17 protein-coding genes and 1 pseudogene are annotated in these 17,294 nt (G+C 44.5%); 5 read left to right on the forward strand and 13 right to left on the reverse strand.

Features of this window, described 5'->3' with window-relative positions:
• Positions 1–300, forward strand: a 300-nt coding sequence (locus ABF638_RS31165; protein WP_435026736.1) for a hypothetical protein, incomplete at its 5' end; no start/stop codon positions are given.
• A 354-nt stretch (positions 301–654) separates the two neighbouring features.
• Here ABF638_RS31165 and ABF638_RS31170 read toward each other — a convergent pair.
• The 6 genes from ABF638_RS31170 to ABF638_RS31195 all read right to left on the reverse strand — a co-directional run bounded on the left by ABF638_RS31170 (position 655) and on the right by ABF638_RS31195 (position 7,564).
• On the reverse strand, positions 655–2,640 hold the full coding sequence (locus ABF638_RS31170; protein ID WP_435026737.1) for a hybrid sensor histidine kinase/response regulator: 1,986 nt from the start codon (positions 2,638–2,640) through the stop codon (positions 655–657).
• A complete protein-coding gene (locus ABF638_RS31175; RefSeq protein WP_435026738.1) occupies positions 2,633–4,783 on the reverse strand; it encodes an ATP-binding protein in 2,151 nt (716 codons plus the stop codon). Before ABF638_RS31175 ends, ABF638_RS31170 begins: the two co-directional genes overlap by 8 nt.
• 81 nt (positions 4,784–4,864) lie before the next feature.
• Complete coding sequence (locus ABF638_RS31180) at positions 4,865–5,872, reverse strand: SpoIIE family protein phosphatase (protein WP_435026739.1); 1,008 nt, start codon at positions 5,870–5,872, stop codon at positions 4,865–4,867.
• A 1-nt stretch (position 5,873) separates the two neighbouring features.
• Positions 5,874–6,278 (reverse strand): anti-sigma regulatory factor, encoded by a 405-nt coding sequence (locus ABF638_RS31185; RefSeq protein ID WP_435026740.1) that lies wholly within the window; start codon positions 6,276–6,278, stop codon positions 5,874–5,876.
• Positions 6,259–6,672 carry an STAS domain-containing protein gene (locus ABF638_RS31190; RefSeq protein ID WP_435026741.1) on the reverse strand — a complete coding sequence of 138 codons (414 nt, stop codon included), beginning with the start codon at positions 6,670–6,672 and terminating at the stop codon, positions 6,259–6,261. Before ABF638_RS31190 ends, ABF638_RS31185 begins: the two co-directional genes overlap by 20 nt.
• 13 nt (positions 6,673–6,685) lie before the next feature.
• Positions 6,686–7,564: an STAS domain-containing protein gene (locus tag ABF638_RS31195; protein WP_435026742.1), complete on the reverse strand. Its 879-nt coding sequence runs from the start codon at positions 7,562–7,564 to the stop codon at positions 6,686–6,688.
• A gap of 13 nt (positions 7,565–7,577) precedes the next feature.
• Between ABF638_RS31195 and ABF638_RS31200 the strand changes: the two genes are divergently transcribed.
• Positions 7,578–7,814: a hypothetical protein gene (locus tag ABF638_RS31200; protein ID WP_435026743.1), complete on the forward strand. Its 237-nt coding sequence runs from the start codon at positions 7,578–7,580 to the stop codon at positions 7,812–7,814.
• A gap of 144 nt (positions 7,815–7,958) precedes the next feature.
• On the opposite strand, the gene ABF638_RS31205 is transcribed toward ABF638_RS31200, so the two are convergent.
• Positions 7,959–8,396, reverse strand: coding sequence for a YidH family protein (locus ABF638_RS31205; RefSeq protein ID WP_435026744.1), 438 nt, complete (start codon positions 8,394–8,396; stop codon positions 7,959–7,961).
• A gap of 170 nt (positions 8,397–8,566) precedes the next feature.
• On the opposite strand from ABF638_RS31205, the gene msrA reads away from it, so the two are divergent.
• The gene (gene msrA / locus ABF638_RS31210) at positions 8,567–9,235 is read left to right on the forward strand and encodes a peptide-methionine (S)-S-oxide reductase MsrA (protein WP_435026745.1); all 669 of its coding nucleotides are present in this window, start codon (positions 8,567–8,569) and stop codon (positions 9,233–9,235) included.
• Positions 9,236–9,469: 234 nt separating this feature from the next.
• Here msrA and ABF638_RS31215 read toward each other — a convergent pair whose 3' ends face one another.
• Positions 9,470–10,096, reverse strand: coding sequence for a type I restriction endonuclease (locus ABF638_RS31215; protein ID WP_435026746.1), 627 nt, complete (start codon positions 10,094–10,096; stop codon positions 9,470–9,472).
• A gap of 62 nt (positions 10,097–10,158) precedes the next feature.
• Positions 10,159–11,352: a serine/threonine protein kinase gene (locus tag ABF638_RS31220; RefSeq protein WP_435026747.1), complete on the reverse strand. Its 1,194-nt coding sequence runs from the start codon at positions 11,350–11,352 to the stop codon at positions 10,159–10,161.
• Positions 11,353–11,678: 326 nt separating this feature from the next.
• Between ABF638_RS31220 and ABF638_RS31225 the strand changes: the two are divergent.
• Positions 11,679–11,843 (forward strand): annotated as a pseudogene (locus ABF638_RS31225) (DNA-binding protein); the annotation flags it as partial.
• A 215-nt stretch (positions 11,844–12,058) separates the two neighbouring features.
• On the opposite strand, the gene rfbB reads toward ABF638_RS31225, so the two are convergent.
• From rfbB to ABF638_RS31245, 4 genes are all read right to left on the reverse strand, one after another.
• Positions 12,059–13,126 carry a dTDP-glucose 4,6-dehydratase gene (gene rfbB / locus ABF638_RS31230; RefSeq protein WP_435026749.1) on the reverse strand — a complete coding sequence of 356 codons (1,068 nt, stop codon included), beginning with the start codon at positions 13,124–13,126 and terminating at the stop codon, positions 12,059–12,061.
• Between the two features lie 79 nt (positions 13,127–13,205).
• Positions 13,206–14,201 carry a glycosyltransferase gene (locus tag ABF638_RS31235; protein WP_435026751.1) on the reverse strand — a complete coding sequence of 332 codons (996 nt, stop codon included), beginning with the start codon at positions 14,199–14,201 and terminating at the stop codon, positions 13,206–13,208.
• Positions 14,202–14,309: 108 nt separating this feature from the next.
• Complete coding sequence (locus ABF638_RS31240) at positions 14,310–15,011, reverse strand: DUF6391 domain-containing protein (protein ID WP_435026753.1); 702 nt, start codon at positions 15,009–15,011, stop codon at positions 14,310–14,312.
• A 423-nt stretch (positions 15,012–15,434) separates the two neighbouring features.
• The gene (locus ABF638_RS31245; protein WP_069073632.1) at positions 15,435–15,698 is read right to left on the reverse strand and encodes a helix-turn-helix domain-containing protein; all 264 of its coding nucleotides are present in this window, start codon (positions 15,696–15,698) and stop codon (positions 15,435–15,437) included.
• A gap of 363 nt (positions 15,699–16,061) precedes the next feature.
• On the opposite strand from ABF638_RS31245, the gene ABF638_RS31250 reads away from it, so the two are divergent.
• Positions 16,062–17,039 (forward strand): carbohydrate kinase family protein, encoded by a 978-nt coding sequence (locus ABF638_RS31250; protein ID WP_420758425.1) that lies wholly within the window; start codon positions 16,062–16,064, stop codon positions 17,037–17,039.
• The last annotated feature ends 255 nt before the right edge of the window (positions 17,040–17,294 follow it).

Genomic DNA, 17,294 nt, shown 5'->3' on the forward strand with positions numbered 1-17,294 from the left:
TTTGCCCCCCTTTTTAAGGGGGGTTGGGGGGATCAAAAGCCTGTGGTGCAACTCTTAAAGACTTGTGTGTACACCGTAGCTCCTTTTAGGAGAGAGGCTTTGAACAAAAATAATAAACGGCTGCCCGAATTCAATAAACGGCTGCCCGAATTCAATAAACGGCTGCCCGAATTCAATAAACGGCTACCCGAATTCAATAAACAGCTGCCCGAATTCAATAAACGACTGCCCGAATTCGATGAACGGCTGCCCGAATTCGATGAACATACCTTTGACATTTGGGCTTCTGCCTTAACTTGACACCAATGGCAAGATGCCCATCCCACAAGACATTGAGAAAATTTTAATATGCAAATTAAATGTGTTTTAACTTACTCTCTTTTAGATGTTGGATTATAGCAGAAGTAAGTTAACCTATAGGAATCCGCTTTGATTTCTGAACTGATTTGCGTAGGCAGGGAATAGGCAATAGGCAATAGGCAACAGGAAAGAAGGCTTCTTGGTTGTAATGAGTTTTTTCAGAAATCAAATATGAGTTCTATATTACGAATGAGCGTTTACTTAAAATAGGTTTATTAAACGCCGCGATCGCAGAAACAATGCTAAAGATGATTTCAGAGATTAGCTTCAATAGATAAAGCAAAATTCAGGTTGCTAAACCGCTACTATCGTCAAAATAGCCTGTATTAATACTTCTAGCTCAATTGGTTTAGAAATATGCTGTTGAAATCCGGCAGCTAGGGCTTGTTGTCGATCGGTTTCTCCCGCATAAGCTGTCACGGCGATCGCTGGGATTTCTCCGCCTTGATTGGGTGACTGCTTTCTAATTTGACGAATTAGTGTGTAGCCATCCATATCGGGCATACCAATATCACTAATTAACAAATCAAATTTTGCTTGCATTAAATTGCTCAGAGCTTCACCAGCTGAGTCTGCTTCAGTTACTTGTGCCCCGTACTGTTCTAGCACAAAGGCAATGAACTCCCGCGAATCTTTGTCATCGTCTACAAGCAGCGTTTGCAATCCGTTGAGATTCAAGTCTGAGCGATCGCGATCGGCAGTATTAACTTGATTCAATTTTGATGCAGCGATGAGTGGAAGTTTGACTGTAAATACTGTTCCTTGCTCTTCTCCAGGACTGGCTGCGTGAACAGTTCCGCCGTGCAATTCAACCAAATGACGCACGATCGCTAACCCTAACCCCAACCCGCCAAATTTTCGCGTCGTTGTCCCATCGGCTTGGCGAAAGTAGTCAAAGACGTAGGGCAGAAAGTCACCAGAGATGCCCCTACCAGTGTCGCTGACAGTGATTTGAGTATATTCCGCAGGATGAGTTTCATTCATCCCTTCACCTTCATCCTTTATACTTTCTAACCGCACCTCTACTCGACCACCCTGTGAGGTGAATTTAATCGCGTTAGAAAGTAGATTCCAAACAACTTGTTGCAAACGACCAGAATCACCCAACACTGGCCCAACATTCGGTTCAAATATAGTTTCAATCTGAATAGATTTAGCTTCAGCAGCAAGCCGCACGGTTTCAAGGGCAGCTTTGATAGTAAAATTTAGACCGACTGGAACTGTGTTTAAACTCAATTTACCTTGGAGAATACGCGACACATCGAGCAAATCTTCGATTAATTGTGCTTGCAGTTTGGCGTTGCGCTCGATGGTTTCCAGGGCGTACTGAGTTTTGGCTGCATCCTGGTGACTCTTTTGGAGAATTCTTGCCCAACCCAGAATTGGATTCAGAGGCGATCGCAATTCATGAGACAGCACTGCCAAAAACTCATCTTTGATGCGGTTGGCTTGCTGCGCTTGTTCAGTCTGTTGCTGCAAAGAAATCATCAGTTGATTGAGGCGATCGTTTTGCTCTTGCAGCAATGCTTCTGCTCGTTTACGTTCGGTGATATCAGACAGAATGAAAACCGCGCCGGTGAGAGTCCCATCCCCATCAAGTACCGGATCGATGGTTTTGGCAAACCAGCGTTCTTGGGACTGAAATTCTAGAATTTGCCGTTGGTGAGTTTCTTTCGCACGGCGAAAACAAATGCCATCGCCGATTCCCAATTTTGCACCCATCAATTCATGGTGGGCATAACCTAAGATTTCGTGGGAGGGCTTGTTAAAAAGCTGCATCATCGCTCGATTACAGCGGATAATTCTCCCTTCTCGGTCAACCAGAGAAACGCCGTCGTTCATGGAGTCAAAGGTAGTTTGCCACTCCCGCGCTGAGGACAAAGCAGCTTCCTCCGCCCGGCGAATTCGCAGCAGCGATCGCAAAGTGGCAAGCAGTTCAATTGGTTCAACGGGTTGCACTAAATAGGCATCAGCACCGCTATCCAAGCCTTCTGCTTTATCCTGGCTTTGGACAAAACTTGCAGAAAGATGTAGCACAGGAATAAAAGCCGTTTCCGGGTTTGCCTTAATTTGGCGACAGACTTCAAAGCCGCTGATATCTGGTAATTGGACATCTAAAATTACTAAGTCAGGCTGAAAGTTAGCAACAGCTTCTAATCCTGCCGCTCCGGTTGCCGCTTCCACGACACTAAAACCTGCATTTTGCAAAATACGGATAACAACGTAACGATTGGCTTCGTTATCGTCAACATGCAGGATCGTAACCCGTGGCTCAGACATGACTTTTCCCTGAAACCTCTAGAACAAGTCCGGCTTTGACGAGCGCATCTTGAAGTTGGGCAATCGCCGTAGTTTGAGAGCCTGTTTCTTTAGAAACAATGGCTATGGTTTGTTTTGCTAACTGGCTCTGCGCTTCTGCATCTAGTTGGGCAGATGAGTGAATAATCACAGGAATCAACTGAGTGACGGAATTGTTTTTAAGTTGCTTGAGTACATCAAACCCGCCGAGTTCTGGCATCTCCAAGTCCAGTACGATCGCGTTTGGCTGCTCTTGTTGTGCCAAATTTAATCCTTCCTGTCCGTTCGTGGCTTCTAAAATGCTCAAAGGTGTATTTATTAACAATTGTTTCACCAGATACCGATAGGCGGAGTCATCGTCAATTAACAAGACTTTTTGAGGCTTGTTGTCAGTAATTAGCGTATTCAGTTTGTTTAACAGCGGCAATCTGTCTACCGGCTTAATTAGAAAACCATCTGCTCCTAGTGCCAGTGCTTGCTTCTCGTTATCAATGATGGTAATAACCAGTACAGGGATATTACGGGTCATTTCATCCCCTTTAATTTCTCGCAAGAACGTCCAGCCGTTTTGCCCCTCCAGCAAAATATCTAGCATAATCGCCGCCGGTCGAAGTTTTTGTAAGGCAAGCCTTGCCTGAGCTAAGGTGCGGGTAGCAATCAATTGATAGATTGATTGCTGAAGGTGCTTTTCGTAAATAAATAGGGTTTCTGGATGATCTTCAACCACCAGAATGGGCAGGCGAGTTGGCTCAACTGATGCGATTGGTTGCAGTACGGTGGTCAATTCGGTGGCATTTGGGTAGACAATGGGAATCAAGGCTGTAAAGGTAGAGCCTTCACCCGGCTGACTTTTCATCGAAATGCTGCCGCCGATTAGCTCCGCTAGCTTCCGCGATAACGGCAATCCTAACCCGGTTCCCTTCACCTGCTTTTGCAGAGGGGACTGAATTTGCATAAAATCCTCAAAAATCCGTTCTCGATCGGCGGGAGCAATGCCGATGCCCGTATCAGATACAGAGAAAGTGACGGTATGACCCGTTTGTACAGCGCTGACGCGCACCTCTCCCTGCTCGGTAAATTTCAGCGCATTCGAGACAAAGTTTCTCAGAATTTGAGCGACTTTCCCCTCATCGGTATAGAGCGGCGGAATACCTTCAGGTTCCTCGACAATCAGCGCCACGGAGGAGCCTTGAACTAATAAGGGGCGCAGCATCCCCCGCAGCGTGGCAAACAATTCACTCACTTCAAAGGAACTGGGATGCACTTCAATTTTTCCAGCTTCCACCTTTGCCAAATCCAGCAAATCGTTGACCAGTTCTGATAATCCGCTTGCCGCCTTTTGGATGAATGTCACCTGCTTTTCTTGCTCGACAGTTAAATCGCCATCCATCCGGGCTAGCAGCATCCGAGAGAGGGACAAAATCGAGTTGAGCGGCGTGCGAAACTCGTGGCTCATGTTCGAGAGAAAGCGGGTTTTTAGCTCGTTTACCTGTTGCAGGGAGCTGGCTTTCTCATCCAGTTCTGCATAGAGGGCAACCACACCGCGATTAGTATCTTCCAATTCCTGATTGAGTTGGCTCAGTTCTTCCTCACGCTTCCGCAGCTCTGCCATAGCCCGGAGTAATTCCTGGTTTTGCTGCTGGATTTCTTGATAGGGATTTTCAGGCGATCGCCCTATTACGGTTTCTCGAATCTGCTGCAATTGCAAATCGCTGAAAGTGGGTGTGCGCTTCGACAACCTTTTGCCGATTGTTACCGTTGTTCCTTGCTCCGGCAGCGATTCAATCTCGAAGAAATCCATCAATCTACGAGTACCCACAATACCTAGCCCCGCTCCCGTATCAGAGGTATAGCGTCCGGCCAAAACGTCTTCTAAATCAGGAATACCCCCTCCCCGATCTTGAATCCGAATCAGAAACGTCTGCGGCTCTCCTGCCACAGAAAATTCAACTGTTCCGCCTTGGGCATATTGAAAGGCGTTGCGGGCAATTTCGGAAACTGCCGTTGCCAATCGCGCCCGATCTTGAGCATCAAAGCCCAACTGCTCGGCGATCTCACGAGTTCGTTGCCGAGCTTGCACAACATCCTGTTCGTACTGGATGGCGATCGCCAAAAGGATTGTCAAGTCGCTTCGCTCCAATTCAGAATTACACTTTCTTCAAGCTTTATACCTTTAATTACGAATTACGAATTACGAATTATTTAGTCATCTGCCCATCCCTTTCGCGACTAACACCGTCACATCGTCCCGCTCTCGGTTAAAGTCTCGGTATAGCACACCTGCAATCAGGCTGGGATGTTTTTGAATTAAGCCTGGATAGCGATCCATCTGCCACTTAGCGCCTAATCCGTCAGAATGCATAATTAAAACTCCGTTAGCATACCAGGGATAGCTAAACTCTTGAATTTTGCGGATTTCATGTCCGACCGTGCCATTGTGAGATAACAGATGGCGATGCTCAGTAAAGGAGAAAATGCTGGCAGCAATATTGCCAATTCCAGCAAAGCGGATAGACTGTTGGTCAAAGTCGATTTCGGCAATGGCGAGTGCTGCGCCTCGTGTACTTCGCAAGGCGGCGTGGGCAGCTTCGACGATCGCCCCAGGAGAATGATGAAGATGTTCTTGAAACATTCTCACGGCAGCAGAAGCAGCAGAAGCCGCGGCGGGCCCATGCCCTAAACCATCAGCTACTAACAACAAACTACGGCAACAATCGACTTCCGATGCCCAGGCATCTCCTGAAACCTCTTCTCCTCGTTTGGGCAAACAGATCGCTCCAATTTCTAAAAACTTTTCAGGCAAATGGGGTGCTGGGTCTGGCCAGAGGTGAGCTAAGAGCGCTGTTCCTTGGTTGGGAACAGAGTAAATTTCAAATAAACCAGAAAGGCGACGAATTGCACCCATACCATTGCCCAAGGTTCCGGCTGTGGAAAAGCCATCTTGCAAACACTCATCCACATCAACCATTCCCCGCCCTTTATCTAGCGATAAGATTTCAATGCCAATTCTGGAATCTTCCTTGAGCGATCGCAGCAACATGACTCCGCCGTGGGCGTGCTGCACCAGATTGTTCGCAATTTCTGTCACCACAATCCCAACCTTGCCCCGTTCTGTTTCCTGAAAACCGAGCCGAGTTGCTAAACCCATCGCTACCCGTCTGGCTTCCCCAGTTTGGCTAGATTCAGTAATTGTGACAGCGACAGATTCTCTCATTTTATTTCCATCGTACAATTATTATCCGTGTTCCTTCTCCCACCACAGACTGAATTTCAAACTCGTTGGCAAGTCGTTTAGCACCACCCAGCCCCATACCTAACCCGCTGCCCGTGGTGAACCCATCCTTGAGCGCCAGTTCGATATCGGAAATTCCCGGCCCCCGATCTTCAAAGGTTAGCCGGAGTCCTCGTCGTCGCCCTTCCTGAAGGGTTTCTAGCTTGACTGTGCCGCCCCCTCCGTAGTCTAGGGTATTGCGGGCTAACTCACTGGCGGCGGTGATAATTTTAGTTTGATCTACTAAGCCAAAGCCAATTTCCACGGCCATCTGGCGCACGGCCTGCCGAACTAAAACTACATCTGTAGAAGATTGAATGTCGATAGTTTCAGTCTTCTGCATCATCATCTACACGCCATTTCTTGGCAGTGATTTGATTTGTGGTTTCATTGAGTGACGATCGCAACAATGCCATACCCTTTTCGACGTTTAGGGCAGTGCGAATCCCCGTCAGCGACATCCCCAATTCCACTAGAGTGATTGCCACGGCAGGCTGCATCCCGACGACAACTGTCTCAGCATCCAGCACCCGTGATATTTTGGCAATGTTGCCTAAAATCCTACCAATGAAGGAATCAACAATATCTAATCCAGAAATATCAATCAGGACACCGTGAGAGTGAGTTTGAGTGATGCAGTTGGTTAGGTCGTCTTGTAGCGTTGTGGCGAGGCGATCGTGCATATCTACCTGGATTGTCACAAGTAGAAAATTGCCCATTTTGAGTATAGGAATGCGTTCCATTGCTTTCTTCCAGCTATTTGGATTGAGAGCGGGAAATGGTCGTTCCCAACCGTTTTAGCGCCGTCAGAAAGGCATCGGCTAAGGTTGCTTTTGTGACTACATTTGTCAAATCAATGCCAAGATAGACGATCGTTTGGGCAATTTGAGGACGAATGCCACTGATCATACAATCAGCTCCCATGAGACGGGCGGCGGTAACAGTCTTGAGCAGATGTTGAGCAGTTAGGGTATCGACAGTGGGAACCCCGGTAATATCAATGATGGCAACTTCGGAACTGGTTTCGATAATCTTTTGCAATAACGATTCCATCATCATTTGAGTCCGGGCACTATCCAAGGTGCCGATAATCGGCAATGCTAAAATTCCCTCCCAGAGTTTAACGACGGGGGTAGACAGCTCCATCAACTCTTCCTGCTGCCGCAAAATCACCTCTTCCCGCGCCTTTTGATAGACTTCAATGGTCAGCAATCCTAACTGATCCAGTAAGTTTGTGGCTAACCAGATATTTTCACCCAACTCAATGGGGTCTTGCAATTGCTGACGCATTCGCTTGAAGAGGGGTTGCTTGAACGAAAAGACGAATGTAGCCGTTTCTGAAGGTGTGAAGCCATTTTGCGATCGCGATCGAGAAATGCTGTTGAGCATCTCCCGCATCTCTTGCCACTCCGCTGTCTGAATATTGGTAAAGTTGCCCCGCCCAACGGCAATCCGAAACAGACTCAGGAATTCTCGGCACTCCTCCTTTAGATGGGCTTCTTTAATCAAGCCTCTGCGAATATTGACAGTGGCTAGTTCCTGAGTCCATTCCGACAGCAAGTCTGCCTCGAAGGTTTCTAATATCTCTGATATCTTACTTTCGCTCATCGTTTCTTTGAGGGCAACCGCTTTCATTAGTTCAAAATCAGTGTATGACGATTCAGCTCAAGGTGAAAGCGATGATGACAAAAAGCCTAAAAGCTTGCTAGATATGAAGTGCGATAAATTGGGCAGACATACACCCGGATTTCTCACCACACCTCTCAAAGCTTGTGCAGGGGAGCAGGGGAGCAGGGGTGCAGGGGAGAGTTCAAATACCAAGTTCTTTCCCCTCTGCCCCTCTGCCCCTCTGCCCCTCTGCCCCTCTGCTCCATCAAACGCCTGAAGCTTTTGAGAAATACGGGATACAGCAATACCTGGGTTGGGCTATGCCTACCCTAAGATTGATTGAGGATCTGCAAAAAAGTTACAAAAAAATGCGATTCGTCTAAAAGTGTATTCTGACTCCTGAATTCTGACTCCGCTGTTTTTAACGCGAATTTCGGGACTGTGGTTGAATGGGAAGCGGAGAACGAGAAGGTACTTTATCGCGCCATAGAAGCAAAGGAATACAGAAAAATCCCAAAATAATTACAGATCCAGTCATGATCCAAACCATTAACCGATTTGGTCTATAGTTGCCTCCTTCAATTTGCCAGAAAACTTGGTTGTATCGCCACGCAGCTAAGGCAATAGTCGAAATTCCAAAAATTACCAAAGCAACACCCAAATTTTCCGAGTTAGATAATGGACTTACCGGAGGTTCTTGTTGAGTAAGAGTAATATTCAACTGGCGCAGAAATATACCAAATCGCGCGATCGCAAAACCAAACCCAATCAATGCAATAGAAGTGCGTAGCCAAGCCAGAAAGGTACGTTCGTTCGCTTGATGCTCCCTTTGGCGGTCAATTTTCGGTATTTTATCCATGAGTACTTTTGACGACTATTTACCCTTGAAAAGTATTCATAACGATGAATAGCATGAACTAGCGCCACAAGGTCAACACAGTCTAGTCAGGACTCTAAGAAGACCCCAAGCGATCGCGAGAATCTTTACAATAGTAAATAAGGTAAAGATATATATCAGAGTCAAAATCAATGGGATTATTCGGATTCGGCAAAAAGGCAGTTATGCCCACACCAGAGGAAGCTTTGTCAGGAAGGGCACAATCTATGTCAGTACCCACAGCTCATTATGTCAACAAGAATCCCTTAAAACCTCCTTTTCCCGATGGATTAGAGAAGGCAATCTTTGGTTTGGGCTGTTTTTGGGGTGCAGAACGCAAATTCTGGCAACTTAAAGGAGTTTACACCACCGCAGTTGGTTACGCTGCTGGTTTAACACCCAACCCCACTTATGAAGAGGTATGTAGTGGGCGAACCGGTCACAATGAAGTGGTGTTGGTTGTGTTTGATCCCAAAGTGATTAATTATGCCGAACTGCTAAAAGTCTTTTGGGAAAGCCACAATCCCACCCAAGGGATGCGCCAAGGTAATGATACTGGCACTCAATACCGTTCGGGAATTTATGTATATTCCGAAAATCAAAAGCAGCTAGCAGAAGCATCGCGGGAAGCTTATCAGCAAGCCCTCAACGATGCAGGTTATGGCAAAATAACCACAGAAATCTTGGATGCACCTGAATTCTACTACGCTGAAGCTTACCATCAGCAATACTTGGCTAAAAATCCCAATGGGTATTGTGGTTTGGGAGGGACAAATGTTTCTTGTCCCGTGGGTGTAGTTGAATCGCAAGTTAGTAGTTAGAAATAGAGTTGGTGGGGTAGTCAACTTCACGTGAGTTCGACGAACCTCTCCCTGCCTTGAACTTTAGTTCAAGTCTGTCCCTCTCCGAGTCGGAGAGGGATATGTTTTATAGCGATGTCTACGACGGGCTACGCCTACGCGTAAAGTAACTAAAGTATTGGGATAGTGCGTTAGCCAAGGGCATAACGCACTTACAAAATTACGAATTACGTTAGCGTAGCGGGGCGTAGCCCATTACGAATTACGAATTAAATGAGCTATGCGTTTTAACACTTTAACAACAGTATGTAGATCATCCCCACGATTTAGTGACAGTGTGTAAGATAGTGCATATCTAGGTGTACCCTGTTTCGTCAACTTAATAAATTGAAATTCCCGACCATTGATTACAAAACCGAATGTAGGTTTATCATTACCAGGATTAGCCAACATATAAGCTAATGCTTGAGGAATTCCTACCTCCAAAGAATAATCTGCTCGTTTTGCTTCAATAACGAGAACCCAAAATGGAGGATGGAACACCAAGATGTCAATACGTCCTCTGATAATCGTGCCTTCGTCTTCAGAAGAGATTTTTACCTCTTGTTCTGAGGCAATGTAGAAAGGCGGTTGATAAAAACCTGCTAGACGCAATAGTGGAGATAGCACCACCATTTTGACTACAGGTTCCAAAACAGGATATTTCGATAGATGCAAATATTCTGCTTTGACTTCGTTGAGAGATTCCTTTTCTAAATCACTCAACTCAGGTAAATCATGCTGCCATTCTGAAAAAAAATCTTCGTCGTCTGCAAGTTGTAGACCAAATTCATCAATCAGTTGGGCTAGGGTGATATCTTTTCCTTGAAGAATTTGAACCATTTGTTCAACCCTTATAATTATCTGCCTAAAAAACCCGCTTGAAATTCACCCAAAAGACTGCCTTACAGTGCAGATTTGAGCAAAACGATCGCTCGAATCCACAACATAATACTAATAGGCGCTCCCAGGAGAATACCAGCGATCGCCCAGCCTCTCTGATGCGCTTTGAATTGTTCAATACTACGCCACGGTCTACTTTTCCAGGCCCATTCATTGCCTTTAGCACCGAGTGCGATCGCCATTAACCACCAACCATGCGGTACAAAACAGAATAGCCCATACCACACTTGATTAGGCCACATCCACAACCAAGGCATCAAAAATGCCCCCCAATTCCAACCAAGAATTTCCTCTGGAACTGTTTCATTGTGATTATTTATCCCGCATCCAGAATTGTTGATTATTTCTTTTAGCGGCAAAAGTTGATTCTTGTTTGCAAATTTGACAGCCAGACCAGATTTAAGAACATTCAGCGCTTCGCGGGCACTAGTAAATCGTTGTTCGGGAGCGGGTTCTATCAACTTTTGTAGCCAACTGACAAAACTGGGACTGAGATTAACTCGGTCTGTAAATTGCAGTCGCAAATCCTGCTGGGGTAAATCAGAGGGGGAAGTCCCAGTTAACAAATGAATTAAAGTCGCTCCCAGTGCATAGAGGTCTGAAGCCGCAACCGCCCGACCACCAAATTGTTCCATTGGGGCATAACCATAAGTACCCACAACGGTAAAAGTAACACCCTCTCTTGCCGCTTTATCCTGAACTGCGCCAAAATCAACTAAATAAACCCGATTATCGTCGCCCCAGATTAAATTACTTGGTTTAATATCTCTATGCAACACCCCTGGATTCAACTCATGTAGATAAATGAGAATATTTAAAACCTCAACAGCAATTTTTCTCGCTCGCTTTTCAGTAAACCTTTTGCCAACAGCAAGTTTATCCTTGAGTGATTCACCAGGGATATATTCTTGTATTAAGGCAAACCAGAGTGTGCGATCGTCGATACAAAAATAATCAATATACTGGGGAATTCGGGGATGATTTAGCTGTTTGAGAATTTGTGCTTCCCTCTCAAAAAGTTTCAAATCATCCCACTGCACAGTACCGCCAAAGGCCAAAAGTTTGACCACAACAGTGGAATTATCGCCATCAGAGGCTTGTAAATCCAATGCTAGCCAAGTTTGACGAATTCCATTGTTACCAAGTTGGCGTTGAATTTGATAACGGTCTTGTAATATCTGTTCTGGTTGCAGCATCTTACACCTGCTGGCAATTTACTCTGATTCCCTTACTATTCAAGGATAGTCATTATCTGGAGAAACTGTGGGAGCCTGATGATTTTTTGAAAGCAGAAAATATTGTTGTCGTACTGTGTGGAGGCGACAAAAGTACACAGAATCAAGACATCGAAGATGCAAAAGCTTACTGGAAGGAGTACCTAAGCGGTGAGAAAATTTAGAACACTTGATGAATTTGAAGAAGAGTACTTCCGCAAACACCCGGAAGAAATCGACGATTATTTGACCGAGATATTTCAGGAATATTCAGAAGACAATGATTCCGGCGCGTTGTTGCTCGTGTACGAGGAATTAGTGAGATAGCCGAGCAAACAGGGATGACACGCCGGGGATTGCAAAAAGCCTTATCCAGTAATGGCAACCCGCGCCTTGAAAACGTCAATTCAATTATGAAGGCGCTGGGATATTGCCTGACGCTGCAAAAAATCATGCCTCCAGCCGGAGAGTAACAGTCAAACCAATTCGCAATTATACCCCACGCATAAATGCTCTTGCTTGAATACTGTTACTGCGTGTTTTGTTTTTTGCATAATTAAAATTAGGTGGCTCTGTATCCCAAATAAATTAATTATTCAATTACCTGTACAATTGCGAAAAGCAGCGATCGATACCTGTAAACCTACCAATTGTTGATACCTAATGGAGTTAGTCCGATTTTAGGTCATTATTTTACAGAATAATTTTTGCGATAGTAAGCTTGATATTCCGCAGACAGCAGCGGTTCCCACCAATCACGATGGTTGAGATACCATTCAACAGTTAAACGTAAACCCTCAGCAATCGTTACAGAAGGCGTCCAACCAAGCTGAGTTTTAATTTTGTTTGCATTAATTGCATATCTCCGATCATGTCCTTGTCTGTCTTTGACAAAAGTAATTAACTGCTTGACTGGATATATTGGTAAATCAGATGCTAATTCATCCATCATCTGACACAAAAGTTGGACGAGGTTGATATTTTCCACCTCATTATTGCCACCAATATTGTATGTTTCTCCTGGTTCACCATGATTAATCACCACATCCAGAGCCAGACAATGATCGCCCACATAAAGCCAATCCCGCACATTTTTACCATCGCCATAAACAGGTAATGGTTTCCCGATCAAAGTGTTGATGCACATCAGGGGAATTAGCTTTTCGGGAAACTGATAAGGGCCGTAATTATTAGAGCAATTTGTGATAATGCTTGGAAGTTGATAAGTATGATAATAAGCACGCACTAAATGATCGCTACCCGCTTTTGAAGCTGAATAGGGACTATTGGGAGCGTAGGGTGTAGTTTCACAAAAAGCTGGGTCATCTGCGCCCAAACTACCGTACACTTCATCAGTAGAAACGTGTAGGAAACGATAATCAGATGGTTGTGCTTTCGCCTGCCAATGTTGCCGAAAAGCTTCCAGCAGCGTGAAAGTTCCCACCACATTAGTTTGCACAAAAGCAGCTGGCCCAAGAATTGAACGATCGACATGAGATTCAGCGGCAAAATGGGCGATGGTATCAATATTTTCGGTTAATAATAGCTCGTCTATGATGGTGCGATCGCAAATATCCCCCTGAACAAACCGAAAATTCTCTCTACCCTCAACCAGCGCCAAATTCAGACGATTCCCCGCGTAGGTAAGAGCATCTAACACCACCACGCGATCGTCTGGATAAACCTGACACCAATGATGGACAAAATTCGCCCCAATAAACCCCGCACCACCAGTAACTAATAACCGCCGATTCATCTAACTTCCTCTCTTAATCTCTGTGTTCTCAGCACCTCTGCGATCGCCTGCGGTAAGTCGCTACGCGTCTACGTTTCTATTACTTAAAATATTTCTTCCTCAGTTTCCCGTATATCTTCTGCGCGAGTAATTTTGCCACACGTGTTTTCGTCAAACTCTTAATATTAGATGGCTGCTGGATTTTGTGGTCAAAAAACTCATTCAACTCATCCACAATAACTTGGAAACGCTTAATAATATTTTCAGTCCGATGCTCAACTAAAAACTCTTCAGACAAACTAAATACTACTGAAGATTCAATTACTTTCATAATACGTTTAACATCATATTCTTGAGAATATCCAGCAATTTTATAGCAATTAAATCCCGGATCTAAGTAATCAGCTAGTCCACCATTGACACTAGAAAATACTTGACAGCCACAGGCAAGAGCTTCCATTGGTTGTAGACCAAATCCTTCACTAACACGCTGTTGTGCCCAGTACTCAGCAGAATCATAAAGATAAACCTTAGCTCGGTTAAATAGCCCAGGTAAATCCTCAATGTATGAATCAACAACCAATACTTTACAACGTTTTTGCAACGCTGGAATCAATTCTTTAATTAAATACTCAGAAGACTTCCGAGCCTGAACTAAAACATCAATATCCCGTTCCAGACCTAAATTTTGAAACTCATCAGAAATTTGATTTGGCAAATAATAAATTAGAGAATTTGGTGATTTTTCTCCCCAATATCCCATTGTATAGCGGCTAACAGTCATGATCGGAATACTCGCAGGTAGCCTAAATGGATAACCTGCACTATGTGCGTGGTAAACGACATTGTATTGCTTAAGTTTAGCCACGAGTTGAGCTATATCAAATCCCCAACTGATCACAAAAATTACATCATTTAAATTTTTCTCTTTTAGCAAATCATCAATGAAAAGCTTACCTTTTTCCCGTTGACGGTAAGTTACAACATCAGCACTACAGAAATTCTGAGCCAGATTAAGTGCTTTTAACTCAGCCCAAAGACCACCACAGGCAAATTTGTCATCTGTACCAGGGAGTAAGAAGTAAAGTTTTCTCATAATTTTTTTAGGGGAGTGGGGAATGGGGAGTAGGGAGATGGGGGAGCAGGGGGAGATGGGGAAGCAATATCTTCTTCATCTCCCTCATCCCCCTCATCTTCCTCATCCCTACTCTTGCCAGCCCACTTTAACAAAATGTGCCTCACGCCCCCAAACATCCCGTGTACGAGTAATATTTTCAATTGCTAGGTTAAAAGGAATAGCAGTTGTTAGGTAACGCTGTGCCATAGAACCTAAATCAGGTGCGAGTTCAGCAGCTGTGGTTGCTGCTAACCCCAAACCTATAAGTTGCTCAATTGGGCGAAATGGTAGCAACAGATGCACACCCACAGCTAGTCCAGCTGTTAAGAGCATTGCTACTGATAAATTTGTGCCACAACGGGGATGTACAGCCAAATCCCATTCTCCACTGGTGATGCGATATCGAGCAAGTGTGACCGCACGCCGCAAATCACTAATATTTACCTCACCATAGAGGTAGAATCCCTGCTCAGTAGACAAACCGCCTAATAGTTCATTATCTAGTTGAACCTTAGTGGATTCTGCTCTGCCAGGATAGGCACTTTTTGATTCGCTCAGAACCCAAACGGTAGCGTGTTCTAAGGCGTGAACCTGCCGCAGCGTCAAAATTTCCTTCAACCCTGGAATAAACGATAGCTGTCTGAGTAAGTCGGTATCTTGTGTGGGTTGCGGAAAGTCTGAAAATTGGTCTTCAATACTCGGAACTTTCTCAGATACAGGTATCGTAAAATCAAAGTTAAAAAATTCAAAGGGAGACGAGCTACCCTGAAAATAAGCGGAAGTATTCATTGGAACACTACTCCCAAAGCCGATGGGGCAACATAGATTTCTTTCAAATGTAACGCTTGCATCACTGAATTGTTGCTAATTTTTCTAGATGATTGTTTGTTTGGGCATTGGGAATTGGGCATTGGGCATTGGGAATTATTGTAGATGGTTCTCCCAAGTTCCCAGTCCCCAGTCCCCAGTCCCCAGTCCCCAGTCCTACAATCTGTTCTGCTGAATTTGGAAAGTAATTCTGATCTTTATAATTTCCGAGTCCGAGGGTCAGCTGGCTCCACTAACATAAACTCCGGCTGAGTGAAGGACTCGGAACTTTTGGTAGAGTGTTCACACTGAAAACTTAGTCGTGAGAGGGGAAAAATCAGTAAAACTCAAAATGGGCTTGCATCATACCAGACCAAAGCAATTACGTTGCTACTAGTAAATTGTTTATTCGATCTGGTTAGGTAGAGTACAGCAATTGACATCATTCAAACAGACTTTGCCCCACTGTAAAGCCCAGCGGACAAGGGCTACTCGATTTTCTGTCTCGGTCTTGGTGAGAATATTACTGATATGGTTATCAACTGTACGCTTGCTAATCTCCAGTTTTCCTGCAATCTCTTGGTTAGTTAAGCCAGCGGCTACTAAGTCGATAATTTGCAGTTCTCTGTCTGACAGACTAACGGGGGTCTCAGACTTGCCACCAGCCATGACTATTTCTATCCTCCCTTGGTATATGTACTTAATCGCTCTTTCTAATTCTAGAAGATTCTTTTGTTGGTAGGGGTTTCAAGTGTTAGCAGTAATACGATTGTCAATATTTTCTTTGGATTTCAAGTTGACATAAATATAACCTACGCAATTTCAAAAGTAATAAATATAGCTTATTATCGCAAGAATCTTTTCTCAGCACTTAGCTCAGAGAAGCGAGAATTAGAAGCATATACATGCTATGGGAGTAGTAAAAATTGCTATTTAATTCTATGAAGGACTGGCGACAGATTAGCAAAAACTATTGTAGATTTTATACTGTAAATTCCTAATCCCAAATCGAAATCTAAAATTGAAAATGAGATGAGCAATCCCCGTGTTTTGTGCCTTGGTGAAATTTTGTTTGATTGTTTAGCCGATCAATTAGGGCTAAAGCTAGAAGAAGTGAAATCTTGGACTCCCTATCCAGGAGGGGCACCAGCTAATGTAGCCTGTGCTTTAGTCAAGCTGGGGACGCCAGCAGGATTTATCGGAGCCGTTGGTGAAGATGAACCAGGGAATGCACTGGTCAAGCTATTACAAGATGTAGGTGTAGAGACGACGGGGATACAACGCCATCCCACAGCACCAACGCGGCAAGTTTATGTTACACGGGATCTGGCTGGCGATCGCACTTTCGCCGGATTTGGTCAGTACGATACCGCAGAATTTGCCGATACTCGCCTGCAAGCTAAACAATTGTCAGATTCGCTGTTTCAAGAAGCAGATTTTCTGGTTTTGGGTACTTTGGAATTAGCCTATCCTGAAAGTGAAAAGGCAATTCACCGCGCTCTAGAGTTAGCAGAACATTACGACTTGAAGATTGTGCTGGATGTCAACTGGCGTCCTGTATTTTGGAAAGAGCCAAACATCGCCCATCAAAAAATTCCAGAATTATTTAACCGAGTTGATTTCCTCAAACTCTCCAAAGAAGAAGCTGAATGGCTATTTGAAACCGCAGATCCCGGAGCCATCACTTACCGTCTGGCTTCAATTGAAGGGGTACTAGTAACAGATGGAGAAAACGGTTGCACTTACTGTTTAGGTGAAAACGAAGGAAAATTACCTTCATTTTCCATCCCTGTAGTTGATACAACTGGTGCAGGGGATAGTTTTTTGGCAGGATTTATCCACCAACTAAGTCAGAATGGTATCCACGGCTTGCAGGATGCAGAAACAGCAAAACGCATTGTCACTTATGCCAGTGCTGTTGGAGCGCTGACTACTATTAAAGCAGGTGCGATCGCTTCTCAACCTACTGCTGCTGAAGTGGAAGCTTTTCTAGCCACACACCAACTTTAGAAACTAGCATAAGTTACTGGGATATCAGCCACTAAAGGCTGATACTCCCGGCTAGAAAATGGACGAAAATTCTTATGCCAAACTTTATACTTTAATAGCTGCATAAACAGCGATGCTGATACCTATAAGTGAATAGAAAGTACAGATTAGCTTAAGGTATTGGGAAGCATTATGAAAAACATCACAAAATGGCTTTTGGGTTTAGGGCGTGTCATCAATTGAGCCAAATGACAGAAGCAGCCAGATAAATTGCAC

Origin of the sequence: Nostoc sp. CALU 1950 (assembly GCF_051172895.1) — a bacterium.
GTDB lineage: Bacteria > Cyanobacteriota > Cyanobacteriia > Cyanobacteriales > Nostocaceae > Nostoc > Nostoc edaphicum_A.

Excerpts from the sequence above, each read along its gene's own strand:
- ABF638_RS31170 (WP_435026737.1), bottom strand. The coding sequence starts at position 2,640 with ATGTCTGAGCCACGGGTTACGATCCTGCATGTTGACGATAACGAAGCC.
- ABF638_RS31180 (WP_435026739.1), bottom strand. The coding sequence starts at position 5,872 with ATGAGAGAATCTGTCGCTGTCACAATTACTGAATCTAGCCAAACTGGG.
- ABF638_RS31185 (WP_435026740.1), bottom strand. The coding sequence starts at position 6,278 with ATGATGATGCAGAAGACTGAAACTATCGACATTCAATCTTCTACAGAT.
- ABF638_RS31190 (WP_435026741.1), bottom strand. The coding sequence starts at position 6,672 with ATGGAACGCATTCCTATACTCAAAATGGGCAATTTTCTACTTGTGACA.
- ABF638_RS31195 (WP_435026742.1), bottom strand. The coding sequence starts at position 7,564 with ATGAAAGCGGTTGCCCTCAAAGAAACGATGAGCGAAAGTAAGATATCA.
- ABF638_RS31205 (WP_435026744.1), bottom strand. The coding sequence starts at position 8,396 with ATGGATAAAATACCGAAAATTGACCGCCAAAGGGAGCATCAAGCGAAC.
- msrA (WP_435026745.1), top strand. The coding sequence starts at position 8,567 with ATGGGATTATTCGGATTCGGCAAAAAGGCAGTTATGCCCACACCAGAG.
- ABF638_RS31215 (WP_435026746.1), bottom strand. The coding sequence starts at position 10,096 with ATGGTTCAAATTCTTCAAGGAAAAGATATCACCCTAGCCCAACTGATT.
- ABF638_RS31220 (WP_435026747.1), bottom strand. The coding sequence starts at position 11,352 with ATGCTGCAACCAGAACAGATATTACAAGACCGTTATCAAATTCAACGC.
- rfbB (WP_435026749.1), bottom strand. The coding sequence starts at position 13,126 with ATGAATCGGCGGTTATTAGTTACTGGTGGTGCGGGGTTTATTGGGGCG.
- ABF638_RS31235 (WP_435026751.1), bottom strand. The coding sequence starts at position 14,201 with ATGAGAAAACTTTACTTCTTACTCCCTGGTACAGATGACAAATTTGCC.
- ABF638_RS31240 (WP_435026753.1), bottom strand. The coding sequence starts at position 15,011 with ATGAATACTTCCGCTTATTTTCAGGGTAGCTCGTCTCCCTTTGAATTT.
- ABF638_RS31245 (WP_069073632.1), bottom strand. The coding sequence starts at position 15,698 with ATGGCTGGTGGCAAGTCTGAGACCCCCGTTAGTCTGTCAGACAGAGAA.
- ABF638_RS31250 (WP_420758425.1), top strand. The coding sequence starts at position 16,062 with ATGAGCAATCCCCGTGTTTTGTGCCTTGGTGAAATTTTGTTTGATTGT.